General features: G+C 45.6%; 20 protein-coding genes and 2 tRNA genes. 9 read left to right on the top strand and 13 right to left on the bottom strand.

The window, feature by feature from the left end; genetic code table 11:
• The first annotated feature begins 188 nt into the window (after nucleotides 1–188).
• Nucleotides 189–2,813, top strand: a complete 2,625-nt coding sequence (locus DW657_RS04275; protein ID WP_233546606.1) for an SLBB domain-containing protein — start codon at nucleotides 189–191, stop codon at nucleotides 2,811–2,813.
• Between the two features lie 85 nt (nucleotides 2,814–2,898).
• On the opposite strand, the gene DW657_RS04270 is transcribed toward DW657_RS04275, so the two are convergent.
• Both DW657_RS04270 and yfcE read right to left on the bottom strand, forming a co-directional pair.
• Entirely contained in the window at nucleotides 2,899–4,482 is a 1,584-nt protein-coding gene (locus DW657_RS04270) for an NAD(P)/FAD-dependent oxidoreductase (RefSeq protein WP_118311549.1), read from the bottom strand.
• 69 nt (nucleotides 4,483–4,551) lie between these two features.
• Entirely contained in the window at nucleotides 4,552–5,097 is a 546-nt protein-coding gene (gene yfcE / locus DW657_RS04265; RefSeq protein ID WP_118311548.1) for a phosphodiesterase, read from the bottom strand.
• A gap of 296 nt (nucleotides 5,098–5,393) precedes the next feature.
• Here yfcE and thrA point away from each other — a divergent pair, with 296 nt between their 5' ends.
• From thrA to DW657_RS04245, 4 genes are all read left to right on the top strand, one after another.
• Nucleotides 5,394–7,835, top strand: coding sequence for a bifunctional aspartate kinase/homoserine dehydrogenase I (gene thrA, locus DW657_RS04260; protein WP_118311547.1), 2,442 nt, complete (start codon nucleotides 5,394–5,396; stop codon nucleotides 7,833–7,835).
• A 33-nt stretch (nucleotides 7,836–7,868) separates the two neighbouring features.
• Entirely contained in the window at nucleotides 7,869–9,119 is a 1,251-nt protein-coding gene (locus DW657_RS04255) for a cofactor-independent phosphoglycerate mutase (protein WP_118311546.1), read from the top strand.
• A 124-nt stretch (nucleotides 9,120–9,243) separates the two neighbouring features.
• On the top strand, nucleotides 9,244–10,545 hold the full coding sequence (thrC, locus tag DW657_RS04250) for a threonine synthase (RefSeq protein WP_118311545.1): 1,302 nt from the start codon (nucleotides 9,244–9,246) through the stop codon (nucleotides 10,543–10,545).
• 2 nt (nucleotides 10,546–10,547) lie between these two features.
• The gene (locus DW657_RS04245) at nucleotides 10,548–11,504 is read left to right on the top strand and encodes a D-2-hydroxyacid dehydrogenase (RefSeq protein WP_118311544.1); all 957 of its coding nucleotides are present in this window, start codon (nucleotides 10,548–10,550) and stop codon (nucleotides 11,502–11,504) included.
• A gap of 90 nt (nucleotides 11,505–11,594) precedes the next feature.
• Here DW657_RS04245 and DW657_RS04240 read toward each other — a convergent pair whose 3' ends face one another.
• From DW657_RS04240 to gyrA, 4 genes are all read right to left on the bottom strand, one after another.
• On the bottom strand, nucleotides 11,595–12,635 hold the full coding sequence (locus DW657_RS04240; RefSeq protein WP_118311543.1) for an iron ABC transporter permease: 1,041 nt from the start codon (nucleotides 12,633–12,635) through the stop codon (nucleotides 11,595–11,597).
• 5 nt (nucleotides 12,636–12,640) lie between these two features.
• Entirely contained in the window at nucleotides 12,641–13,849 is a 1,209-nt protein-coding gene (locus tag DW657_RS04235) for an ABC transporter substrate-binding protein (RefSeq protein WP_118311551.1), read from the bottom strand.
• Nucleotides 13,850–13,995: 146 nt separating this feature from the next.
• Nucleotides 13,996–15,204, bottom strand: a complete 1,209-nt coding sequence (locus DW657_RS04230) for a M48 family metallopeptidase (protein WP_118311542.1) — start codon at nucleotides 15,202–15,204, stop codon at nucleotides 13,996–13,998.
• 77 nt (nucleotides 15,205–15,281) lie between these two features.
• Complete coding sequence (gyrA, locus tag DW657_RS04225; RefSeq protein ID WP_089542623.1) at nucleotides 15,282–17,894, bottom strand: DNA gyrase subunit A; 2,613 nt, start codon at nucleotides 17,892–17,894, stop codon at nucleotides 15,282–15,284.
• Nucleotides 17,895–18,249: 355 nt separating this feature from the next.
• Here gyrA and DW657_RS04215 point away from each other — a divergent pair, with 355 nt between their 5' ends.
• From DW657_RS04215 to DW657_RS04195, 4 genes are all read left to right on the top strand, one after another.
• Complete coding sequence (locus tag DW657_RS04215) at nucleotides 18,250–21,084, top strand: ATP-dependent Clp protease ATP-binding subunit (RefSeq protein ID WP_118311540.1); 2,835 nt, start codon at nucleotides 18,250–18,252, stop codon at nucleotides 21,082–21,084.
• 152 nt (nucleotides 21,085–21,236) lie between these two features.
• Nucleotides 21,237–21,309 (top strand) — tRNA-Thr (locus DW657_RS04210).
• 52 nt (nucleotides 21,310–21,361) lie between these two features.
• Nucleotides 21,362–21,432: transfer RNA gene (locus DW657_RS04205), tRNA-Gly, on the top strand.
• A 185-nt stretch (nucleotides 21,433–21,617) separates the two neighbouring features.
• Nucleotides 21,618–22,796, top strand: coding sequence for a site-specific integrase (locus DW657_RS04195; RefSeq protein WP_118311538.1), 1,179 nt, complete (start codon nucleotides 21,618–21,620; stop codon nucleotides 22,794–22,796).
• A 48-nt stretch (nucleotides 22,797–22,844) separates the two neighbouring features.
• Here the strand turns inward: DW657_RS04195 and DW657_RS04190 are convergent, their stop codons facing one another.
• The 7 genes from DW657_RS04190 to DW657_RS04160 form a co-directional block, all read right to left on the bottom strand.
• On the bottom strand, nucleotides 22,845–23,630 hold the full coding sequence (locus tag DW657_RS04190; RefSeq protein ID WP_118311537.1) for an SPFH domain-containing protein: 786 nt from the start codon (nucleotides 23,628–23,630) through the stop codon (nucleotides 22,845–22,847).
• A complete protein-coding gene (locus DW657_RS04185) occupies nucleotides 23,617–23,820 on the bottom strand; it encodes a hypothetical protein (protein ID WP_118311536.1) in 204 nt (67 codons plus the stop codon). Before DW657_RS04185 ends, DW657_RS04190 begins: the two co-directional genes overlap by 14 nt.
• 23 nt (nucleotides 23,821–23,843) lie before the next feature.
• A complete protein-coding gene (locus DW657_RS04180; RefSeq protein WP_118311535.1) occupies nucleotides 23,844–24,404 on the bottom strand; it encodes a hypothetical protein in 561 nt (186 codons plus the stop codon).
• 754 nt (nucleotides 24,405–25,158) lie between these two features.
• Entirely contained in the window at nucleotides 25,159–25,641 is a 483-nt protein-coding gene (locus DW657_RS04175; RefSeq protein WP_118311534.1) for a hypothetical protein, read from the bottom strand.
• 58 nt (nucleotides 25,642–25,699) lie between these two features.
• On the bottom strand, nucleotides 25,700–25,975 hold the full coding sequence (locus DW657_RS04170) for a hypothetical protein (protein ID WP_118311533.1): 276 nt from the start codon (nucleotides 25,973–25,975) through the stop codon (nucleotides 25,700–25,702).
• Nucleotides 25,976–26,013: 38 nt separating this feature from the next.
• Nucleotides 26,014–26,256 carry a hypothetical protein gene (locus DW657_RS04165; protein ID WP_118311532.1) on the bottom strand — a complete coding sequence of 81 codons (243 nt, stop codon included), beginning with the start codon at nucleotides 26,254–26,256 and terminating at the stop codon, nucleotides 26,014–26,016.
• Between the two features lie 40 nt (nucleotides 26,257–26,296).
• Nucleotides 26,297–26,614 (bottom strand): hypothetical protein, encoded by a 318-nt coding sequence (locus DW657_RS04160; protein WP_147381882.1) that lies wholly within the window; start codon nucleotides 26,612–26,614, stop codon nucleotides 26,297–26,299.
• Nucleotides 26,615–26,660 lie beyond the last annotated feature (46 nt).

Below are 26,660 nucleotides of genomic sequence, written 5' to 3'. Positions count from 1 at the left end.
GACCGGGGCGGGGCTTAAATGATGGCAGGTGCCGGTCATCAATGAAGACCCAGAATCGGTCATGGTTATTCCCGGTTATTTTCATTGTATATTACTTTTTTTTTTCGTATCTTTGCAACAAATTTCGTAAAAATGAGTTATTATATAATAAATAGCTAGTTATAGGATCATAAATGAATAGGAAAATCATGAAGTTGAAGATAAATAAAATGAGGAAACAGTTCATCCTCTTCCTTCTGCTTGTTACGGCAGCAGGTTCGGCCTTCGCACAGACTTCCACCATGACCGATGATCAGGTGATGAGTCTGGTAGTGAGAGAGCATGAAAAAGGGTCATCAAATGCTCAGATAGTTACCAAACTGATGCAGCAGGGTGTAGATATCTCTCAGATTCGACGGGTAAGAGACAAGTATCAGCGCCAGTTGAAACAGGGCGGGGTTACAGGCACTTCGGCACAACTGCAAGGGAAGGAAACCTCTCGTCTTCGTACCAACAATGGTAAACCCCGTGAAGATTATGGTAAGGGAATCAGCGAAGAATCGAAGAACTACAGCAACTATCGCATCACTGCACAGAAGGATGATCAATACAAGCATACTTTCGATGAGGATGACGAGGAGTATATGGATTTCCAGAACGAGATGGATGGTATTATTCCAGATACGGCGATGATGATCAAACGTCTCCTTGCTGAGCGGGAAGCGAAAACCAAGAAGGTTTTCGGAAGAGACATCTTCAATAACAAAGAGTTGAGCTTCGAGCCAAATATGAATATTGCCACTCCACAGAACTATCGCTTAGGACCTGGAGATGCGATTATCATTGACATCTATGGTGCATCCCAGAAAACCATAGAAAGCACCGTCTCTCCTGATGGCGAAGTTACCATCGAAGGCTTTGGACCTGTATCGGTAGCTGGCTTGACCGTAGCTCAGGCAAATGCCCGACTTCGCAATACACTGGGTAGCAGATACCGTTCGAGCAAGATTAAACTCACTGTAGGACAAACCAAGACCATTATGGTCAATGTGATGGGCGAAGTAAAAACTCCAGGCACCTATACCCTATCTGCCTTTGCCACCGTTTTCCACGCACTCTATATGGCAGGTGGCACCAACGACTTGGGTACATTGCGAAACATCAAGGTTTATCGCCATAACAAACTGGTTACCGTGGTAGATATCTATGATTACATTCTCAATGGCAAACTGACCGGCAATGTACGCCTGGCAGATAATGATGTCATCGTTGTGGGAGCCTACGATTGTCTGGTTACGATTACCGGAAAGGTAAAGCGCCCGATGATTTATGAAATGAAGAAAAATGAGAGCGTGAACTCTCTTCTTAAATATGCTGGCGGATTCACAGGAGATGCTTACAAGAAATCAGTTCGCATCCATCGCAAGACGGGCAGAGACTATTCTGTATATAACGTAGAGGAATTCGATTTCTCCAGTTTCCATATCGACGATGGCGATTCTGTAAGCGTAGATTCCATTCTCCCCCGCTACAGCAACACCGTAGAAATCAAGGGAGCTATCTTCCGGCCAGGTATGTACAATTTAGGAGATCAGATCAACAGTGTCCGCACATTGGTAGAACACGCAGAGGGATTAACAGAGGATGCCTTTACGGCACGTGCCGTCATGCACCGAATGAAATCGGACAGATCGCTGGAAGTAATAGCTGTGGATATTGCAGGCGTGATGAATGGTACTGTGGCTGACATTCCACTCAAGGAAAATGATGTCCTATTCATTCCGACAAGACAAGAAAAGATTTCGGAAAGAACTCTCACCATCCGCGGAGAAGTACAATATCCGGGAATCTATCAATATGCAGAAAATGAAACGATTGAGGATTTCGTGCTGCAGGCTGGTGGATTGACCGACAAGGCTTCAACGATTAATGTTCTGGTAAGCCGAAGAGTAAATGACGCCAAGGCAACAAGACCAGACAGTATTATAGCCAAGACCTACACGCTCGCCCTGAAAGATGGTTTCGTGGTGGATGGCACACCAGGATTCAAGCTGATGCCTTTCGATGAAGTAAGCATCCGCAAGAGCCCTGCCTATACGGAACAGCAGAACGTGATGATTGAAGGTGAAGTGATGTTTGGAGGCACCTATACCCTTGATCGCCGCAATGCCAGATTAAGCGATCTCTTCAAGAAGGCTGGAGGAAGCACAGACCAGGCATATATCAAGGGCGCCCGCCTGATGCGTAAGGCAAATGAAGCTGAAAAAACACGCATGGAGGCTGTTCTGAAAATGCAGAGAGAACAACAGCAGAAAAATCTTCTGCAGTTGGCTGCAAGCAGTAATAATGCCAGTGCCATTACCCAGACTGCAAAAGATGCGCAGAATGCTGATCTGTTGAAGTTCAGCGTTCCTGAAGAATATCCCGTAGGCATCGACTTAGCCGAAGCGCTCAAGCATCCGGGCAGTGATGCAGATATGATTTTGCGAGAGGGTGACAGGCTGATTGTTCCACAATACAATGGAACCGTGAAAATCAATGGCTCTGTGATGTACGCCAATACGGTAGCCTATGAAAAGGGCAAGAGTATTGCCAGCTACATAGATGAAGCGGGTGGATTTGCATCTGATGCCAACAAGAGCAAGGCTTATATTATCTATATGAATGGCAAGGTAGCCAAGGTGGGGCATGGTGCCAAGGCTCAACCTGGTTGCGAGATTGTTGTTCCATCCAAGATGAAACGCAAGATGACTGTGGCGGAAACCATGAGCATGGGTAGTAGCCTTTCAAGCATCGCTGCCATGATTGCAACAATTGCCAATCTCAGCAAATAACGATAATAAAAATCCATAGAACAAAAAAGCAGGTAACTATCTTCCGTTACCTGCTTTTTTTATTCTTTGATCATGATAGGGTCATTTACTGTTGCTTCAGATACTCTGCACACATCTCTGCACAGCGTTCACCATCCACACCTGCTGAAACAATGCCGCCTGCATATCCGGCACCCTCACCACATGGGAAGAGACCTTGGATACGGACATGCATCAAGGTTTCTCTGTCACGTACGATGCGGACCGGTGAAGAGGTGCGGGTCTCCATCGCAATCAGAGTTGCCTCATTGGTGAGAAAACCATGCGCATTCTTTCCAAAAGTCTTAAAGCCTTCCTGCAGGCGCTTGGAAACAAAAGATGGCATCCAGAAATGAAGCGGACTGCTGATCAAACCAGGAGCATAACTGCTTTTTGGCAAATCATAGCTCAGACGATTGTTCACAAAATCAGCCATACGCTGAGCCGGAGCTGTCTGCTTCATATTCGCCTGCTGCCAGCACTGCTTCTCTACCCTTTCCTGGAAATGCATCATAGCCAGAGGATCCTTCAATTCCTCTTCCGACTGTACAACATCTTCAGGATGTGTCTCTACCACCATACCGGAATTGCTCCAGGCGGTACCACGGTTGCTAGGACTCATACCATTCACCACCAGCTGCTCAGGACCTGTAGCAGCTGGAATCACAAAACCACCCGGGCACATACAGAAACTATACACACCACGACCATCTACCTGAGTTACAAAACTATACTCGGCTGCAGGAAGATACTTTCCTCTGCCGTTCCTGTTGTGGTACTGTATCTGGTCGATGAGCTGGGAAGGATGCTCCAATCGAACACCCACGGCAATACCCTTAGCTTCGATTTCAATCTTCGAAGAAGCCAGATAGCGATAGACATCCCGGGCACTATGACCTGTAGCAAGAATCACCGGTCCCCGATAATTCTCCTCAGCACCTGTTGCCAGGTTAACAGCTTCAACCCCAATCACACGGTCACCTTCCAGGATAAACCGAGTCATCTTGGTCTGAAAATGCACCTCACCGCCACAATTGATAATCGTATTGCGCATGTTCTCTATCACGCGAGGCAACTTATCTGTACCAATATGAGGATGTGCATCTGCAAGGATGTTCGTATTGGCACCATGCTGGCAGAAGACATTCAGAATCTTATCCACGCTACCACGCTTCTTGCTTCGGGTATAAAGCTTACCGTCACTATACGCTCCTGCACCACCTTCACCAAAGCAATAGTTGCTCTCACTATCCACCTTCTGGATCTTGGTGATGTTGGAAAGGTCCTTTTTACGCTCACGCACGTCCTTGCCACGCTCCAGGACAACAGGGCGATATCCCAGCTCTATCAAACGCAAGGAAGCAAAGAGACCGCCGGGCCCCTCTCCTACCACAATGACTCTCGGACGCGAACTTACATCAGGATATTCCGTATGGACATACTGATCATCCTGAGGCATTTCATTGATATAGGCACGTACCTTCAGATTCACGAAAATGGTACGCTGGCGGGCATCAATACTGCGTTTCAGTACACGCACCTTATTCAAGGTTCTTGCATCCATTCCTTTTTCTTTAGCCAGATAGCGCTTGATACCCTCTTCATTGGCTGCCTGCTCTGGCAGAATTCTAATCTGATATTCCTGAATCATTTACTTTGAAATTTGAACTTTGAAATTTGAACTTTATGATTAGCTTTATGAAAGTGATGAGTGAGAAGTTCATACTTCCATAGTTGCCAGCACTTCAAATGTATCTAATTGATACATTGTGAATTTACCATTCTCTAAAGTAGCAAACGTTGGCACCTTACCACCCTTAGGGAAGGTGATGCTACCCGTGTTGACAATGGCTTTTCCTTCTTCATTATGAGACAGTTCCCAAAGATGCGAATGACCATAAATCATGGCATCGTAAGGACCCTTAGGCATATTCTCCTTATTATATATATGTCCATGTGTCAAAAGATAGCGCTTACCGTTATCTACCAACAGGGCGCTGGTCTCCATCATAGGGAAATCAAGGAGCATCTGATCTACTTCTGCATCACAGTTGCCTCTGACAGCAACTATCTTGTCAGCCAGATCATTCAGTCGTTCCACAATCCCTTTAGGATCAATACCTTCCGGGATTCTGTTACGCGGACCATAGTTGATGATGTCACCCATGATACACATCATATCACACTTTTCCTTCTCAAAGAAATCGAGAACTTTTTCCAAGGCTGGCAAGCTGCCATGAATATCTGAGAATAATAAATACTTCATTGTGCTTATCTATATCTGTTTCTGTTTCAATTTAACATCCGCAAAAGTACGCAAATTATCCGAAACCTCCAAACTTTTCGAGAAGATTTAACGCTTTTATCATATATAATAATGTATAGAAAGTATTTTAAGCTATAAAAAACTACAAAATAAGGAAAATCGCCTACATATTGCCACTTTTTCAAACTTTTCCTTGGCAGTTTGCTATAAATTTAGTACTTTTGCCCACAAGTTCTGCTTCAGCCCCGGTCGTTTCGGGGGGAGCATTACAATACCAACGCAAAATTCAATAACGTATGAAAGTATTAAAATTCGGCGGAACATCAGTTGGTTCCGTAAAAAGCATCCTCAGCTTAAAACGTATCGTTGAAAATGAGGCAAAGAAACAGAGTGTAGTGGTTGTCGTGAGCGCACTTGGCGGTATCACTGACAAACTCTTGCAAACCTCTCAGCTTGCCCTCAAGGGTGATGAATCATGGAGAGTCGAATTCGATGCCATGGTTGATCGCCACCATAAGATGATAGATACCATCATCACCGACACAGCGGATAGAGAAAATCTTTTTAAATCAGTTGATGCCCTCTTCGAACAGTTGAAGAGCATCTACTTCGGTGTGTATCTGATTCACGACCTCAGCGAGAAGACTCAGGATGCTATCGTGAGCTATGGAGAAAGACTCAGCTCGAAGATTGTTGCCACACTGATTCGTGGCGCCAAGTGGTTTGACTCACGTAACTTCATCAAGACAGCTCGCCTCAATGGCAAGGGGAAGCATACCATCGATAGCGAGTTGACTAACAAATTGGTGAAGGATACCTTCGCTGACCTACCTCGCATTTCTCTCGTTCCGGGTTTCATCAGCCGCGACAAAGATACAGATCGTACCACCAACCTCGGTCGCGGTGGTAGTGACTATACTGCTGCTATCATTGCTGCAGCATTGAATGCGGAAGTCCTTGAGATTTGGACTGATGTGGATGGATTCATGACTGCCGATCCACGTGTCATCAAATCAGCTTATACGATCAACGAACTGAGTTACATTGAGGCGATGGAGCTTTGCAACTTTGGTGCAAAGGTTATCTACCCTCCAACCATCTACCCGGTTTGTGTCAACAATATCCCTATCAAGGTAAAGAATACCTTTAATCCGGATGCTCCTGGTACCATTATCAAGAATAAGATAGATAGTGACCAGAAACCTATCAAGGGTATCTCTTCTATCAATGGTACTGCGCTCATCACTGTAACCGGTCTTTCTATGGTGGGTGTTATCGGTGTAAACCGCCGTATCTTTACAGCTCTTGCCAACGAGGGTATCTCTGTATTTATGGTTTCACAGGCTTCTTCAGAGAATTCAACCTCTATCGGTGTACGTGAGCAGGATGTAGAAGAAGCAGTAAACGTATTGAACCGCGAGTTCCACAACGAGATTGCAGATGGAGCCATGTATCCTATGCATGCAGAAACAGGACTTGCTACCATCGCCATCGTAGGCGAGAACATGAAGCATGCTGCAGGTATTGCCGGTAAACTCTTCGGTACACTTGGTAGAAGCGGTATTTCTGTCATTGCATGTGCTCAGGGTGCTTCTGAGACCAACATCTCTTTTGTTGTCAAGAGCGATTACTTGAGAAAGTCACTCAACGTATTGCACGACAGTTTCTTCCTTTCAGAATACAAGGTTCTCAACCTCTTTATCTGCGGTGTTGGTACCGTAGGTGGAAAATTGATTGAACAGATCAAAAAGCAGTCTGCAGACTTGATGGAACGCAGCAAGTTGAAGTTGAATGTTGTGGGTATTGCTTCTTCCAAGAACGCCATCTTCAATCGTGAGGGACTCGACCTGGAGAACTATCAGGCAGAACTGAAGAATTCCTTGCCTAGCACACCGGAACTCCTTCGCGATACCATCCTCGCCATGAATATCTTTAATAGCGTATTCGTAGATTGTACAGCAAGCAAGGATGTTGCAGCCTTATACCAGAGTCTTCTGGAGCATAACGTAAGTGTAATTGCAGCCAACAAGATAGCAGCTTCAAGCGAATATGAGAACTACGAGAAGTTGAAGAAGACTGCCATTCAGCGTGGTGTATTCTTCCGCTTCGAAACGAATGTGGGCGCTGGTCTTCCTATCATCGGAACCATCAACGACCTCCGAAATTCCGGAGATAAAATCCTTAAGATAGAGGCAGTTCTCTCAGGAACGCTCAACTTTATCTTTAATGCCATTTCAAGTGTTGTTCCATTCTCTGAGACAGTGAAACTGGCAAAGGAGAAGGGTTACAGTGAGCCAGATCCACGTATCGACCTCAGTTGCATGGATGTCATCAGAAAGCTTGTCATCCTCTCCCGTGAGGCTGGATATCGTGTAGAACAGGAAGATGTAGAAAAGAATCTTTTTGTACCTAACTCTTTCTTCAAGGGTAGCATTGAAGAGTTCTGGAAGAAACTGCCACAGCTCGATGCCGACTTTGAGGCTAAGCGCAAGACTCTGGATATGGAGCACAAGCGCTGGCGCTTCGTTGCCACCCTTGACAAGGGAAAGACCAGTGTAGGTCTGCAGGCTGTAGGTCCTGAGCACCCATTCTACAATCTGGAAGGTTCCAACAATATCGTATTGCTCACCACAGAGCGCTACAAGGAATACCCTATGATGATTCAGGGATATGGTGCCGGTGCCAGCGTAACAGCAGCCGGTGTCTTTGCCAACATCATGAGTATTGCCAACGTTTAATTTCACCGTATCAATCAATAAAGGATAACAATTATGAAGCATATTATTATTTTAGGCGATGGCATGGCCGACCACCCAGTAGAAAGACTGGGTGGAAAGACCTTGCTTCAATACGCCCATACACCATATATGGATATGCTTGCCAAGAAAGGCAAGACTGGAAGACTCATTACTGTACCCGATGGTTTTCTGCCTGGTTCAGAGGTAGCCAACAGCTCTATCATGGGCTACGACCAGAATGAGGTTTACGAAGGACGCGGTCCACTGGAGGCAGCCAGCATCGGCTACGAGTTGAAGCCAACCGACCTGGCGCTTCGCTGCAATATCATCAACGTGCAGGATGGCAAGATCATTACGCACAATGGTGGTAACCTGGAGACAGAAGATGCTGATGTACTCATCAAGTATCTCAATGAAACTCTGGGAAAGGACTATCCTGATGTAGAATTCGTAACAGGTATCCAGTATCGCCATCTGCTCGTGGTGCATCATGGCAATAAGCACATAGAATGTGCTCCACCTCATGATCATCCTAACGAGAACTGGCAAGAATTGCTCGTAAAACCAATCCTGCCGGAATCAGAAATTGAAGAGGGACATATCTCAAGCAGCGATACAGCCGCTCTTTTGAACGAGTTGATTATCAAGAGTAAGGAACTCCTGGAAAATCATCCTTTCAATATAGAACGCAAGAAGCGTGGCGAGCGTATGGCAAACCTTATCTGGCCTTGGGGCGGTGGTTACCGTCCACACATGCTGACTCTTTCGCAGATGTATCCTCAAATTAAGAAGGGCTCTGTGATTTCTGCCGTTGACCTGATTCGTGGTATCGGTCATTATGCAGGTCTTCGCAACATCATCGTAGAGGGTGCCACAGGCCTTTCTGATACGAATTACGAAGGCAAGGCTGCAGCAGCTATCCAGGCTTTGAAGGATGGAGACGACTTTGTCTATGTCCATGTGGAGGCAAGTGATGAGGCTGGGCATGATGGTGATTTGGAACTGAAAATTAAGACCATCGAGAATCTTGACCAGCGCCTCATCAAGCCTATCTTCGACGAGGTTAGCACCTGGGATGAGCCAGTCTGCATCGCCGTATTGCCCGACCACCCTACTCCTGTGGAGATTCGCACTCACGTGAAGGAACCAGTTCCTTTCCTCATCTACTATCCAGGTATCGAACCTGACCAGGTAGAGGAATACGATGAGGTAAGTTGTGTAAGCGGAAGCTATGGATTGCTCCAGCTGCAAGACTTCATGAAAGCCTTTATGGCAATCAATTAAATAATAACAACTTAATGATTGTTTCCGAAAGCTAATTAATGATAGTATCCGATAGCTAATTAATGATAGCGTCCGAAAGCTAATCATAAAGTTAAAAGTTCAAATCTCAAAGTTCAAAGTAAAAATGAAATATTATTCAACAAATAAGAAAGCACCAATCGCCGATTTACATAAGGCGGTAGTTAAAGGTTTGGCAGAAGACCGTGGTCTCTATATGCCAGAAATCATCAAGAAGTTGCCACAGGACTTCTTCGACCATATCGAGAAGCTGAGCTTCCAGGAGATTGCATACCAGGTTGCTGATGCCTTCTTTGGCGAGGATGTAGATGCAGATTCTCTGAAGAAGATAGTATATGATACCTTGGCATTCGACTGCCCTGTTGTAGAGGTAGAGCCAAATATCTACTCCCTGGAGTTGTTCCATGGTCCTACACTCGCCTTCAAGGATGTAGGTGCCCGTTTCATGGCTCGCCTGCTCCAGTACTTCGTTCGTCAGGAAGGTAAAGAGGAGGTCAACGTACTCGTAGCAACATCGGGTGATACGGGTTCTGCTGTTGCCAATGGTTTCCTCGGTGTAGAGGGAATCCACGTTTACGTGCTTTATCCAAAGGGCAAGGTGAGCAAAATTCAGGAGAGCCAGTTCACTACCCTCGGTCAGAACATCACTGCCCTTGAGGTAGATGGTGTTTTCGACGACTGCCAGGCGCTGGTTAAGTCTGCGTTCATGGACGAGGAGTTGAACAAGCACATGAAGCTGACTTCTGCCAACTCTATCAATGTAGCCCGCTTCTTGCCTCAGGCATTCTACTATTTCAATGCATATGCCCGCATGAAGGAGAAGGGCTTGGCAGACAAGTTGGTCATCTGCGTACCTAGCGGTAACTTCGGTAACATCACAGCTGGACTCTTCGGTCATGAGATGGGATTGCCTATCCACCGCTTCATCGCTGCCAACAATGCCAACGATATCTTCTACGAGTATCTGCAGACTGGCAAGTACAATCCACAGCCTAGCAAGCAGACCATCGCCAATGCCATGGACGTGGGTGACCCTTCAAACTTTGCCCGTATCTATGACCTCTACAAGGGTAATCACGATGCCATCGCTGCATACATCAGCGGAGCTACATACAAGGATGAGCAGATTGCAGACACGATGAAGAAGTGCTATAATGAAACCAAGTATGTACTTGATCCTCACGGAGCTTGCGGCTATCAGGCATTAAAGGAGCAGTTGAAGCCAGGTGAGGTGGGTGTATTCCTGGAGACAGCTCACCCAGCCAAGTTCAAGGAGAAGGTGGATAGTATCCTCGGAACCGACATCGAAATTCCAGCCCGCCTTGCAGAATTCATGAAGGGTGAGAAGAAGAGCATCCAGATGACCAAGGACTTTGCATCATTCAAGAATTATTTGATGAACGAATAAATATGAAAATCGTTATCTTAGACGGCTATGCTGCCAATCCGGGCGATCTGGATTATCATCTTTTGGAACAGTTGGGAGAGGTAGTGGTTTATCCCCGCACTTCTGATGAAGAAAAAGTGGAACGTGCCAAGGATGCAGACATCATCTTGTTAAACAAGGTACAGATGGATGCAGAAACATTGGCGCAGCTTCCTAACTTGAAGTACATCGGAATCCAGGCTACTGGTTTCAATGTAGTGGATATAGCTGCTGCCAAGAAACAAGGCATCGTTGTTACCAACATTCCTGCCTATAGCACGGACAGTGTGGCACAGATGACCTTTGCCCTCATCCTCGCTGTTACCAACCGTGTAGAGCATTACACTCAGGAAAACAGAAACGAACGATGGGCAAGCAACAAGGATTTCTGTTATTGGGATACACCTTTAATGGAACTTGCAGGCAAAAAGCTTGGCATTATGGGATTGGGCAACATCGGTATGAAGGTTGCCAATATCGCCCGTCAGTTCGGTATGGACATTTGCGCCTGCACCAGCAAGAACGCTTGCGACCTTCCTGAATGGATCCAGAAGGTTAGCAAGGATGGGCTGCTTGCCACAAGTGATATTCTCTCCCTGCATTGTCCTCTCTCAGATGATACCTATCACCTGATCAATGAGGAGAGTATCGAAAAGATGAAGGATACAGCCATTCTGGTGAATACCGGTCGCGGACCATTGGTAGATGAAGAGGCTGTTGCAAAGGCTTTGCACGACCAGAAACTCGGTGCTTATTGTGCGGACGTGATGAGTCAGGAACCACCTTCTAAAGAGAATCCTCTTTTCAAGGAGCCTAATGCCTATCTCACTCCTCACATTGCCTGGGCTACCTTTGAGGCCCGCAAGCGCTTGAATAGGCAGGTAGCTGCCAACGTAAAGGCTTTTCTTGAGGGAAATCCAATCAATGTGGTGAACCCATAAATTGTATATTTATTTCGATAAAATAGGTAAACCGCTTATTCCCTAGATTTTATGGGGGATAAGCGGTTTCATCAGCTGTCTCACTGGAATCTATCGTCTTCTTACCAGAATATAGATGATAACAGGTGCACCAAAAAGAGGAGTAACAGCATTGAGCGGAACGATTCCCCCATCTGATGGCAGCGAACAGAGAAGATTACATAGAAGGGCAATAGCCGCCCCCATGAGCATTGTAACTGGCAGAAGCTGTCGATGATTTTCTGTACCAACCAGCAGACGTGCTATATGAGGAGTGGCAAGTCCAATAAAGGCTATAGGGCCACAAAAGGCAGTAACTACTGCAGTAAGCATACCCGTTATGACGAGCAGGGCTATTCGGAGTTTCCTGATAGGGAAACCTAGATTCTCCGCATATTGCTCCCCCAACAGCATTGCATTAAGCGGCTTGATGAGCAAAAGGGAGCCCAACAGACCGAGGATGGCAAATGGCACAAACCATCTCACCTCGTCCATAGAAACATTGCTGAAACTTCCCATTCCCCATATCAGATAGGATTTCACACCTTCTGCCGTACTGAAGAAATTCAATAACGAGATGGCGCTGCTGGCAAGATAACCTACCATCAAACCGATAATAAGTAGGACAGTATGACTTCTAACAATGGCAGAAAAAGCTGTGATGATTCCCATCACCAGCATTGCACCTACAAAGGCTGACACCAGAATAGCCATGAATCCACCAATAGCATACCCACATTCTTCATCCAGAAAACCCAGACAGAGATTATTCAGACTTATGTTGCCTCCAAAGGCTAACATAACGATGGCAACAGCCAATCCTGCTCCACTGCTGATTCCAAAAACATCCGGTCCTGCCAGAGGATTACGGAAAGCTGTCTGGAGCAGTAAACCGCTTGTGGCAAGAGCTGCACCAGAAAGCAAAGCCGTGATGGCCTGCGGAAGACGCGATTCGAGGATAATATAGCCATAAGTATCAGAGACAGCCTGATTCCCCGTCAATGCACCTACCGCCTCCCTGTATGGAATGTTGACGCTACCCCATACCAAATTGCCGAAGAACAACAGCATGATGGCAACTGCCAAGACAATAGAAATAATGACTTTGTTCATGGTTTCTATTGTAATTGACGATGATAGAATCTCAAGGCTCCCAACATTCTGATATCCTTTGCATACTTCGAGAACTTAGCGTGATCAGCAGGATGTGAAAGGAGGATAAACTCACGAAGCAGGATTTCAGGATGAAAACTGGTGAGTTCAAAATAGGGCTCTGTACTGGTATCCACCTCGTAAATCTGCGGATTGGCAAAGCAATGAAGAGCCTTGTAGCCATCATACTCCTGAAGCAATTGGGCACGTGTTAATGGCGCACCACCGAAATACTTGAATGCCCAGACATCAATATCTTTTCCTTTCGAAAGAATCTGCTCCGGACTCATCGCAAGACTTCCACTATGCGAATCGTCTTCAAAGACATAACGGGCGTTGGCATCCTTTAACAAAATACCTATAGTACTCTGTCCTCCAGGTACATACCATACGCTTCCCGTTTTTCTTTCGGTCAACACCGACAGACCTTGCGGCAACTTCTTGGCAACAGCCTTCAGATGCTGATAATCCTGTTCTATGCGCGTAAAGAGCGAGTCCGCATTCTTATCAAAAAGCATCCCATAAAACTTCATCCATTCAGCTCTTCCCAATGGCGAAGTCTCCATATAATCGGCAGCTTCAATCAGAGGAATATGAAGTTTATCCAGTTTACCATACCCTCCACTGTTCTCGAAAGGAGAAACCAGGAGAGCCTCCGGCTTCAAGGAGATGATACGTTCAATATCCGGTTGCATACTGGAACCACAATCCACCACTCTCTTCCTGATATCTGGGATATTGATATAATTCATATCACATACGCCACTGATGGCATTCTTGCAGCCCAGTTCATACATCAGCTGACAATGAGGTCCCGTGAAGACCACGCTGCTCGTTACCGGTGTGCGGACTGTATCTGTAGCGCATCTGGCAGCAGAAGCACGTCGCAGAGCAAGTCGTGTTACGGTTTCATTTCCCTCCTGCCCTTTTGGCACCAGAATATAGCGATGCAGAAGTGTTCCCTCTTTCCAAGGATTGGCAAGAATCACCTCAGTATATTCTTCTCCGTGCTTCACCATCGTGAGATGCTGCGCATATTTTAACGGGATGGTATCCCCTGCATCCACATCATTTCCAGTCTGAGTCTTACTCATCTGACAGGATGCAAAAAGAGAAGCTAGCCCCAAGAACAAAGCTGCCTTAAAAATCCTATGATTGATAAATATCTTTTTCATCATTGAACATAATTATATAATCTGTCTGCAAAAGTACAAAGAAAAAATAAGCCAGACAAGTTTTCTGCAAAAAAAAATGCTCCGGGAAAAGTCTTGGAACCTTTCCCGGAGCAATAATCATTATTTCTAAAAGAGTTCAGGCAATATTACTTGCTCTCTGCCTCAGCCTTCTTGGTCTCAGCAGCTGTTGGACCATAGTAGCCGTAGTAAGCCTGGTAGCGAGTGTAACCCCAGTTAGCCTGAGCCTTCTCTGGGTCGAGCTCCTTAGCCTTGTCGAGAACCTTGATAGCCTCCTGGTAAACTACCTTGCGACCATTAGGATCCTGCAAGTTACCAGCCTTGCTGTTGTAGCAAGCACCGAGGTAAACCAAAACTACAACGTTGTCTGGCTTTGCGTCAAGAGCCTGCTTGAGGCAGCTGATAGCCTTGTCTGCATCATTCTTCTGGATATACATCATACCCTTGTTAGCAAGAGCAACGAAGTTCTTTGGATCCCTAGCGATAGCACCATCTAAAAGCTCCATCTGCTCCTTCTCCATCTTCAAAGAAGAATACATAGAGTTCAAACCGTCGAGGATAACCTCGTTAGTCTGGTCCTTATCGAAGAGAGCCTTCAGCTTGTCAACATAAGCCAAAGAATCAGCCTTAGTCTTCAAACCATCCTTCATTACATAGAGCTTGAGGTTGAGAGCATCCTTAGCCTCCTTCTCGCTTGTCATGGCGATGTCGCAATACTTCTCACAACGAGCAACATCCTTAGCCTGATAAGCATAACGAGCAGCGAAGAGAGCTACCTGACCGATATAATCCTTCTCAGCATCCTTCTGCTTAGCATCAATGCCAGCGAAGAGAGGATCAGAATCAGTATCGAGGAATGCACCCCAGTACTTCAATACCTCATCAGCCTTATTGTTCTGAGCAGCAGTCTGACCTGCGTTTACGAGCTGCTGACGAGCACCCCAAACACGTGATGCATTGCCATTGAACTTAGGAGCCACCTTACCCTTAGCGTTAGGAAGCTGATCGTACTTATAGCACTCAATAGCATTCATCAATGCATTGTAAGCACCCTCGTTCATAGCATTCTCATCCACTGGATCATTCTTCTTCATGATCTGATTGGTCTGCTGGATGCTCTGCTGGTCGTTGAAAGCCTTCATTCCGAGATCAACAAGCTTGTTGTAAGCCTTTGCCTTCTCAGCATCGTTAGCCAACTGACCCAAATTCTGCTTAACCAAAGCCTCAGCCTCAGCATAAGTCTTAGCCTTCAGCACTGCCTTGAGGGCATCGCTGTCTCCTGCGAATGCTGATGTGGTACCTAGTACCATCATTGCAGCAACGATTAACTTTTTCATTTTGTTTAAAGTTTAAAAAGTTGAAATTTATAATTCTTTACGCGTCTTCAATATGATGTAAACGAGCGTTCAGGATGTTACTCCTGAACGTTCTCGTCTTCTTGATTCTCTAACTCAGTTTCAGCCTCGACTACTTCTTCTGCTGTCTTGGCACCCACTGTGTCATTCTCAATCTCCTCGCTCTTCTTGGCCCAGGCAGAACGGCTTTCCTCCTCTACCGAAGCTTCGAGCTCTGAACTCATCACCTTACATACGCTGGCGATGACATCATTTTTCTTTGTCAGATTGATGAGGCGAACACCTTGAGTTGCACGACCCATCACGCGGCAGTCTGCCACTGCAAGACGAATCACGATACCACTCTGGTTGATGATCATCAGGTCGTTTTCATCAGTAACGTTCTTGATAGCAACCAGACGACCGGTCTTTTCGGTGATATTGAGAGTCTTCACACCCTTACCACCACGGTTGGTTACACGGTAATCAACTACGTCTGAACGCTTACCATAACCCTGCTCACTTACTACCATGACCGTCTCCTTCTCAGGATCATTGACTACAATCATACCAATCAATGCATCATCACCCTCATCGAGACGCATACCACGAACACCGGTAGAAGTACGTCCCATGGTGCGGATCTGATTCTCATCGAAACGAACGGCACGACCATTGCGGTTAGCAAGAATCAACTCATTATGGCCATTGGTCAAGCGAACATCTACCACCTCATCGCCTTCAACGATATTGATGGCAATCACACCGTTGGCACGAGGACGAGAGTATGCTTCCAGACAGGTCTTCTTGACTGTACCATTCTTGGTAGCGAAGACCACATAGTGGCTATTGATGAACTCAGCATCATTCAATCCCTTTAATCGGAGGAATGCATTCACCTGATCATCGCTCTCAATGTTGAGGAGGTTCTGGATTGCACGACCCTTTGAATTGCGGTCGCCCTCTGGAATCTCGTAACACTTCAACCAGTAGCAGCGGCCCTTCTTGGTGAAGAACAGCATGGTCTGGTGCATAGTTGCAGGATAGATATATTCAGTGAAGTCCTTATCACGAGTGCGGGCACCCTTGGCGCCAACACCACCGCGAGCCTGCTCACGGAACTCTGATAATGGAGTACGCTTGATGTATCCGAGATGACTGACTGTGATAACCACCGGGTCGTTTGGATAGAAGTCCTCTGGATTAAACTCGTGATCGTCTGGCTTGATCATAGTACGACGTGCATCGCCATACTTCTCCTTCACCTCATTGAGTTCATCCTTCATCACCTTCTTGCAAAGTTCTGGATCGTTCAAGATCTGGTTCAAGTAGTCGATGGTCTTCATCAACTCATTGAATTCATTGTGCAACTGCTCCAGGCGCAAGCCAGTCAACTGGCTGAGGCGCATGTCAACAATAGCCTTACTCTGCAGTTCGTCGAGTTCGAAACGCTTCTCCAAGTTGCGCTGAGCATCAGAAGGCGTCTTGCTGGCACGGATAATATGAACCACCTCATCAATATTGTCGCAGGCAATAATCAATCCTTCGAGGATATGAGCACGCTCCTGTGCCTTCTTCAGTTCAAACTGAGTACGGCGGATTGTAACATCATGACGATGTTCAACGAAGTACTTCACGCATTCCTTCAAACTCAGGAGGCGTGGACGACCATTAACAAGAGCGATACAATTTACTGAGAAAGAGCTCTGAAGAGCTGTCAACTTGAAGAGTTTGTTCAAGAGAACATTCGCATTTGCATCACGCTTTACATCAACCACGATACGCATACCCTGGCGGCCAGACTCATCGTTGACATTGGCAATACCATCCACTCTGCCTTCCTTGGCAAGATCAGCAATAGCCATCACGAGCTGCTCCTTGTTGACACCATAAGGAATCTCGGTGATGACAATCTTATCGTGATTTTCACCAGACTCGATTTCTGCAGTAGCACGTACCACGATTCTACCCTTACCGGTCTCGTAGGCATCCTTCACTCCCTGGATACCATAGATGGTAGCACCTGTAGGGAAATCAGGAGCAGGGATATACTGCATCAAGCCGTCTGTATCAATATCATTATTGTCGATGTAAGCACAGCAGCCATCAATTACCTCACCCAGGTTGTGGGTAGGAATATTGGTAGCCATACCTACAGCAATACCATTACCGCCATTTACCAGCAGATTAGGAATCTTGGTAGGCATTACGGAAGGTTCCTGGAGTGTGTCGTCGAAGTTGTTCATCATATCAACGGTCTCCTTGTCGAGGTCGTCCATGATGTGCTCACCCATCTTGGAGAGTCGGCACTCTGTATAACGCATCGCTGCAGGAGAGTCACCGTCCACAGAACCGAAGTTACCCTGTCCATCAATCAAAGTGTAACGCATGTTCCACTCCTGACCCATACGAACCAAGGCACCATACACAGAAAAGTCACCATGTGGGTGGTACTTACCAAGTACCTCACCAACTACGCGGGCACACTTCTTGTAAGGTTTATCACTGGTATTTCCAATACCCAGCATACCATAGAGGATGCGGCGGTGCACAGGCTTGAAACCATCGCGTACATCAGGGAGGGCACGAGCCACAATCACTGACATCGAATAGTCGATGTAGCTAGACTTCATCTCCTCCTCAATGTTTATTTTCATGATTCTATCATGATCCATTGTCTGATTTTCGTCCATATTTAAATTTTAATTGTTTATACCTTATTATATATATACCTATTAACCTTTCTATTTTCAGGCGTTGACAGGTATTTGCCACCATCCAAGAGAGAAGCATCAGCGATAGCCTCCAACCAACCTTGCAAAAATGGCTCGAAATTGCGTTTAAGGGCATTTTTTTGCGTTTTAAGCCGTTTTAGCCTCTGCAAAATCACGACAAAGGTACAAAAATAAAATGAAATAAAAGGCATAGAATCGAAAAAAAACGATAATTTAGCATTAATTGTGTTTTAAATAAGTAAAAAAGTTGCCTAAACTCTTGTTTGTTACCAAAATAATGTGTACTTTTGCATTATAATTTAATGAGTAAGACATGCAAAATCCATTTCAACATATCAACGACGTACTCAACTACAGTGGCAAAGAAGCCTACCGTATGTTGGGAAATCAGGTGAACACTGAGCACCTGATGTTGGGAATCCTGCATTGTAACAACAAGCAGGTGAACGATATTTTCGAGCATTTTGGCATCAACACCGACGTACTCCGCTCCACGCTTTACGATTCGCAGGAACAGGCGATAGACAAAATCTCTGCTGAGGAAATTGCGGAAACAGAAGAAGGACGAGCCTTGAAGTACGACAAGGAGACCAGCGAAGTGATCAGCGAAGCCATTATCGAAGCTCGTCTCTGTGAGGGAAAGGCTGCTTTGGTACAACCGGAGCACCTGCTGCTCGCCATCCTGAAGAAGGATGAGTGCGACCCTGCCAAACTGCTCATCACACAAGGTCTGACCTATAAGAAACTGTTCGACTATATCAATGGTATCAACCTGGACATTGACAACAAACTCAATAAGTTGAACCAAGAAGTAGAGAACTATAAGCGCAACCAGATTGACGGAGATTCAGAACAGGAAGCTGTTGATGAAAAGCCAGAAACGGAGACTGCGCCAGAGCAGGAACAAGAATCTGCCGAAGGCGACATCAACATGATTGACCTGCGAGATAAGCAACAGCTTCCCGAAAATCAGGAAGAAGCCGATACTTCTACCCTTCCTGACGGTGCAGCTTCAGCCCAGGACAACCAGGGTGATCTGCTGGATCCAGAGGAGGAACCTCTTGACTTCAGTGAAAATCAAAATTCCAACAACGGAAAGCAGGATGGTAACAACGGCAAGCGTACACGCAATGTAGTGGGCGCCAAGCCAACCAAGTCGAATACTCCATTTCTGGACAAATTCAGCTACGATCTGACCAGGGCTGCCAAGAGCGGAATGCTGGATCCTGTAGTAGGAAGAGACAAGGAGATTACCCGTCTGATGGAAATTCTGGGAAGAAGAAAGAAAAACAACCCAGTATTAATAGGTGAACCTGGAGTGGGCAAAAGTGCGATCGTAGAAGGATTGGCACAGATGATTGCCAAGGGCGACCAGAGTTCCCTCTTCTTCAACAAGCGAGTATTGAGCCTCGACATAACAGGCATTGTTGCCGGCACCAAGTATAGAGGTCAGTTTGAGGAGCGCATCAAGGGCGTTATCACGGAACTTGAAAGAAACCCGAACATCATCGTCTTCATCGATGAAATCCACACTCTGATTGGTGCGGGTGGCGCAGAAGGAAGCATGGATGCTGCTAACATCATGAAACCAGCTCTGGCACGTGGCCTCATCCAGTGCATCGGAGCCACCACCCTCAACGAATATCGCAAGAGTATAGAAAAGGATGGTGCTTTGGAACGTAGATTCCAGAAGATCATCGTAGAACCTACAACCGCCGAAGAGACGCTGGAGATCCTGCATAACATCAAGGAGCAATACGAAATGCATCATAATGTGAGTTACACAGACGAAGCACTGAAAGCATGTGTAAAGCTTGCAGATAGATACATGCACGACCGTTCCTTCCCAGACAAGGCCATTGACGTGATGGACGAGGCTGGTGCTCACATTCACATCAACAGCGCAACCGTCCCTGACGAACTCATAGAGGCAGAAAAGAAACTCAATGCAACCATCGCCAAAAAACAGGCTGCCGTGGCAAGCCAGAACTTCGAGATGGCTGCAACATTGAGAGACTACCAGACAAAGCAGGAACGCGACATTGAGATGATGCGCAAGCAATGGGAACATGGCGATCCGAACCACCGTGTCACCCTAGACGAAACGGAAATCGCCAAGGTAGTAAGCAACATGACAGGCATCCCTGTCCAGCAAATGGCAGAGAGTGAGAATATCCGTCTGAGAAATATGGGCAAGGTACTCAAGGAAAAAGTGATTGCCCAGGACGCTGCCATCGACAAGGTTGTGAAATCCATCCAGCGCAATCGCATGGGACTGAAAGACCCTAACCACCCTATCGGCGTGTTTATGTTCCTAGGTCCTACAGGTGTCGGAAAGACCTACCTCGCCAAGAAACTGGCAGAAGAGATGTTCGGTTCGGCAGATGCACTCTTCCGCATCGATATGAGCGAGTATGCTGAAGGATTCAACACTTCACGACTCATCGGTTCGCCTCCAGGATACGTTGGCTATGATGAAGGTGGACAGTTGACAGAGAAGGTACGCCGCAAGCCTTACAGCATCGTTTTGCTGGATGAGATAGAGAAGGCAAACACCCAGGTGTTCAATCTTCTGCTGCAGGTAATGGATGAAGGAAGACTGACTGATGGAAACGGCCGCTTGATTGACTTCCGTAACACCATCATCATCATGACCTCCAACGCCGGCACCCGACAGCTCAAGGAATTCGGCAGAGGCGTAGGTTTCAATGCAGGCGGAATCGGCAGCAACGGAATGCCTATCGACGAAAAGGATAAGGAGTATGCTCGCAGCGTCATTCAGAAGCATCTGTCCAAGCAGTTTGCTCCGGAATTCCTCAACCGTCTCGATGAGATTATCACCTTCGACCAGCTCGATTTGCCTGCTATCACCAGCATCGTAGATCTGGAGCTGAAATCTCTCGTAAAGCGAATTGAAAATCTGGGCTATCATTTCCAGATGACCGACAAGGCAAAGGAATTTGTAGCCAGCAAGGGATACGATGTGCAGTTTGGTGCCCGCCCACTGAAGCGAGCTATTCAGAACTACGTGGAGGACGGACTCTGCGAGCTGCTGATGGAAGGTAACCTGAAGCCAGGAGCCACCATCAGCATCGGAAAGAATCCGAAGAAAGACGAATTGACTTTCAAAAATATGATAAAAGATTAATTTGGTATATAAAATCTTACATCGGGGAGTTTGCCTGTGAAGGTAGGCTCCCTCCCATTTTGTTAATGATAGTTAACGCAAAGAAAACTCTTCACAAATTATTTTCTCAATTAGAAAATTTTGGTTACCTTTGCATTCACGTAAAGAGAAAAGCCATGATGGCTCAGTTGGTAGAGCAACGCATTCGTAATGCGTGGGTCGCGGGTTCGAGTCCCGCTCGTGGCTCTCTTTTCTTTCGCAAGCCGTGCTTGCATCTCCCTCCAAAAGTTTTTTGTCTGCGAGATTAGCACATCGGTAGTGCACGGGCTTCCCAAGCCTGTGAGGCGGGTTCGACTCCCGTATCTCGCTCAAATACTGATAATCAGCCACTTACATCGTTTTTCACTATAAAAACATAATCAAAAACCATCATTTTCACCCACAAAATAGGTACAAAAACGTGCATAATGTACGCCAATGTGAGTAGTTTTGTGAGTAGTATGTGAGTAAAATTGAGTTGTGAGTAAAATTGTGAGTAAAATCTGTGAGTAAGTATGAATAGCATCAAGACATACGTTGAAGGAAAGTCACTGAAGGTTTTCTTCATCATAAGTTACAACGGAAAGAGATTCCAGGTCTATACCGGAATCACGAGTACGGTCAAGTTCAGCGGGATGATCTTCCCGAAGAGTGTTCCGAACGCAAGAGCCAAGACGGCAATGCTTGCAAGGCTATTTGCGTCCGTGGAGGAATATATCTATATGAACGGCGAGCTTCCGGCAGCAAGGATGAAGGACGAGATCAAGGCTATCATCAACGGAAGGGCAGCATCGGCAGAGAAGAATATCCTCTACTACATCGATGAGTTCATCAAGACCAAGGCTAAGGATAGTACCAAGGAGATATTTCTAAGAACGAGGAAGAGAATTGAAGTTTTCGATGAGCATGCGGATTTCGACAACATCGACAGGGACTGGCTCGAAAGATTCCAGGCACACGAGCTTCTGAAAGGCCGAATGAGCGGAGGAATAGCCATCGACCTCAGAAATATACGCACAGTATTCAACTGGGCCATAGATAACGAGATTACCACCAAATATCCTTTCCGTAAGTTTTCCATCAAGACAGAGCGTCAGCAGTACCTTTATCTGAGCGCCGAGGAGTTGAGGGAGTATCGTGACTTCCCGGTAGAGCCTTTCATGGAGAAGTACCGTGACTTGTTTATGCTTGGATTTTACCTGATCGGCATCAACCTCTCTGACCTGCTCGAACTTCCTGCTGACTGCATCAAGAGAGGGCGCATCCAGTACAAGCGCAACAAGACCGGCAGGCTCTACGACATCAAGGTTGAGCCGGAAGCGATGGAGATCATCAGGAAGTATAAGGGAAAGAAGCACCTTCTGTGTATCCTGGATGATGGAACGATAGAATCAAGCTTCCGAAGAACGTTAGGCGATTACCTGAAGAGAATCGGACCTACCGAGATGAAGAAGAACAAGCGTGGCGCATTGGTCAAGAAGGAAATCAAGCCGCTTCACAAGGATATAATATGGTATACGGCCAGAAGAAGCTGGGCTACCATAGCGGCGAGCATTGATATTCCGAAGGAAGTTATCGGCAAGGCTCTGGGCCATAGTGAGTGGGATAGCGACACGACTTCGCTCTATATTCAGTTCGACAATAAGAAGATAGACGAGGCGAACCGAAAAGTCATCGACTATCTGAACGGGTAACAAGGAAAATCCCCACGCCATCGGGAAATGACGTGGGGATGCGGTGATTTACTTGGTTGTCATCATCATCTGAGGAACGTTCCCGTAAACCGGGAGCTTGCCATCCCATTTCTCAATCCACATCTTTTTCAAGATAGCAGGAGTAAGGGAAGCTGTCTTGAGCTCATTGGCCTCACGTTCTGCACGTGCCTGCACGAGCATCTTTTCCGCCTCTGCCTTCTTGACCGCAACCTCGTTGAGTGCTCTCTGTGCCTCCTGGATAGCCTTGTTTTTCTGATTGACGGCCTCCACGATGGAACTCGGATACTTCAAGCCTGACGTCAACTGCTCTAGATGAAAGTGCTCCCTGGCGAGAGCCTTGCTGAGCTGCGCCTCGATGGCACGTTCAACCAAATCTCTGTTGCTGACAATCTGATCAGTTGTGTACTTGTTGAGCTGAATACGGAACGCATCCTTGACGTAGTTGAAGAGCGTACCTTCAATGATGTCATTCAGCCCCTTGCGGTACTTCTTGAACACTCTCGGCGCATTGCCGTCAACCATCTTCAGTGACACGGTAGGGTCCACGGTGAACTCTGAGCCGTCCTTGGCGTTGATGGTGAACGCAGGGTAGTCGATGGTCTGGACGAATGTCGGGTACTCATAGACCTCCTCAGTGAATGGATTGTACCACACGCGGCCGGTAACGAGGCTAACGTCATCAACGCCCTTGTCAGAGCCATAGAGGTTCACCAGGATACCCTCAGAACCTGCGTCGATACGCTCGCTGCAAGAAGTTAAACACAACGCTGAAAGAATCAGCGACAACATGAACACGAATTTAATCTTTTTCATCTTTTTTATTTTTGAATGTTAAACAATCCGTTGCGATGGAAGCGAGAATCCATAACAGGAGGATGGCCACGCTTACAATATTCGTTGTCGTGTCTGCCTTGCTCACTCCTCTGAGTCCGACATCTACGACCATGAGGGTTATTACAACCCACGCCACGAATGCGGCGATTTTCCATTTGATTTTCTTCATTGTATCTATTTTTTAATTATAGTCTAGAACAACTCTTTGATTCTTCGGAAGTCCTCACCCTCTGGAACCGGACAATCCTTCACCCACTCCATGTCCTTCACCTTCCACATAGACAGGTCGATGTCCTTAGGGAGAAGAGCCTTCATGTCTGCGAAGAGGTTGAGACGGAGTGAACAGTCGGGATCGAAATTCCAGTCGACACAATGGTTTCTCTTCAAGTCAAGCATCTTGGCGTTGATGCTGATAAACTCCTCGATATCCACCTTTTTGTGAGGGGTCAGGCAGATTCCGTCGAACTCGTAGCTGCAATCTCTGAGAATATCGAAATCGAAGAACGCAGTATAGAGGTAGAATTTCGATTTCGGAAAGCCCATGGCGTATTGCGCAGCCTCGATACCTTCAACAAGCCATATTGTCTTCTGACTGCTACCAGGCAGAAGAGGCTCTCCACCAGTGATACTAATCTCATCATAGTCCAGTCTGTCAACTACCGGAATCTTCTCGAAGTCGAACTGGTTGTTGCAGCACATAGGGCACTTGTTGTGACACTTTGCAGTCACCAGCAATCTTAGTTTCTTGTTCATAATCTCAATATTTTATTTATGTATATAACACCTCTATACCCATAAGATATATGGGATAACCAAGCGAGCCGAACCTTAATTTTTATCAACCACAATATATATAATATACCATAGTAGTTCGTACTCCTTGTAAAGCCAGCATAAGTCTTCTGATACCCACAGAGCTTTGCTCGTTATGGTTGGCTTTCTCATTTCTGATATGGGCACCCGTCGTGAGGTGACACGTTGCGGGATTTACACAACCATAATGTAACTTACCTGACAGAGCAGTTTTATATATCGGTCGATAACTCCGAAGAGGACTGCACGGATTGAACCTCGTATGTCTTTGCTTGAAACTTTGAGATAGGGTAAAGAAAAACCCTATCCGCCGTCTGGGTCACGCTCCAAACTTTGGATAGGGTATATCATTGTAGTTGAACTAATCAACTTCTAGATAAAACTTATTTATTTGCTAGCGCGTGACTTCTAACAAGCACTGCAAAGATACGACTATTATCCTTACCTTCCAAATGCCTGTTTTGTTTCAAAAATTCGCTCATTCAAGTAAAAAGTAAAAACAAAGCTCTCGAAAGTGCTGATTTGGCTAAATGTTTCAATTAGAATAAAAACAATATTTTGTGCTTTTCATTAAAGTACTGAATATTTACATTAACCCTTTTTAAGAAAAAAGAGCGTTTTTTGGTGTGTTTTTAGTGGTGACTTTTAATAAAATAGCCGCCTATCTGTAAGTTGATAAGCGGCTATTTGCGGTCTAGAACTTCCATTCTGTTACCTTGTATTGTATATCGGATGGAACTTTCGCCTTAGCGAAATATCTCGGCTTATTGCAAACTCCATTTGATTTTACTTTCCTTATCAGTTCCTTGGCTTCCTCTTTGTTGCCAAACAAATCCGCATCAATTCTTAGCCTTGCATAGAACAAACCACTACCGAACAGGTTGCTACCGATAACCGCTACCCTTTCATTGTTCTCGTTGTAGACGGACACATAATATACCTTTCTTCTGCCGGGAATAATTTTCGAAAATTTCGATTTCAGATTCCCAAATACTTTTTCTTGATCAGAAACGTTATCTGGAAAACAGAGAGAAATCGATTCCTTTAATTGCTCATCCGTTGTACAATCTATGTAGTCCGCAAGAATCGCCTCTATATAATTATCGCACTTGCTAAAGTCGTATAGCATGGTCTTGCCGTCATCAAGAAGTGTAATATGTTTTGTTTTTCTTTCCATACGTTAAAGACTTAACCGTGTTGTCGAGGGCTGAATTTTTGTTATGGGTATTGTATGGCTAGAAATGCCAATGTTGGAGTAAGACTTGCGTATCAGATGAAACCGTCATTTTTGCGAAATCTGGTATCGTGTTACAGATTCCGTTTAATTCCGCTTTCTTCATCAATTCCTGCGCCTCCTCTTTTGTATCAAACAAAGCTGCATCAGTTCTTTCCGAAACATAATGCAAACCACTACCTAAGAATGCAACAATCATGTGTCTGCTATTATAGATAGTTACGTAATACACCTTTCTTCTATCTATTATTTTTCCTGTAGAGTCTTGTAATTTCATATCTAATGCCTTATCCGTGATGGCGAGGGCTGATTCTGTTAGTTGATTTCAATCTCGCTATTGAAGTAGCTATCTTCTCCAACTGCGAATGGTAGCTGAACGTTGTTAATACGTACTTCATAGTCTGAATATACTCGTTCTTTCTTTCCGTCTTCGTAGTGAACATCACCAATCAATACTCCATTTGGAGTAGATGGCTTTACTATCTGTGCAGGAACTTTGATGTATTGAGCAACATCAGATAATCTTACTTCGTTGTACTTTGATGTCTTAATCTTCATAACTTATTGACTTAACCGTGCTGTCGAGGGCTAAGAAATATTACAAATCAAATAAAACTCTTGGAAGACCATTGAATATTATAGGAGATGGCTTCCAATCTATTGTGACCCAATTTCTGTAGTCGCAAATCTCATCTTCACTGGCTGGGTAGCTTCCCTGCCAATCCTCAAGGAAATAAGCTGTACCATCTTCGTAACAAACAAAAGATGTCTTGCTAAACTCTGATGATGCTATAACGAGATAAGCACCTTCTTCACGAAGTTGTAATATGTTGTCTATATTATACTTCACTAATTCGCCTGAGCAATTAAATTCAGCTTGCTCTATAAGCTTTTTTGCTAATTCTTCCGTAATCATATTGATTCCGCTTAACCGTGATGCGTAGGGCTTGGTTATTAATTGC

The organism is Prevotella sp. AM23-5 (assembly GCF_003473645.1).
GTDB lineage: Bacteria > Bacteroidota > Bacteroidia > Bacteroidales > Bacteroidaceae > Prevotella > Prevotella copri_A.
Note: the sequence above shows the minus strand (reverse complement) of the source record. Positions and strands in the feature narration are given on the sequence as shown.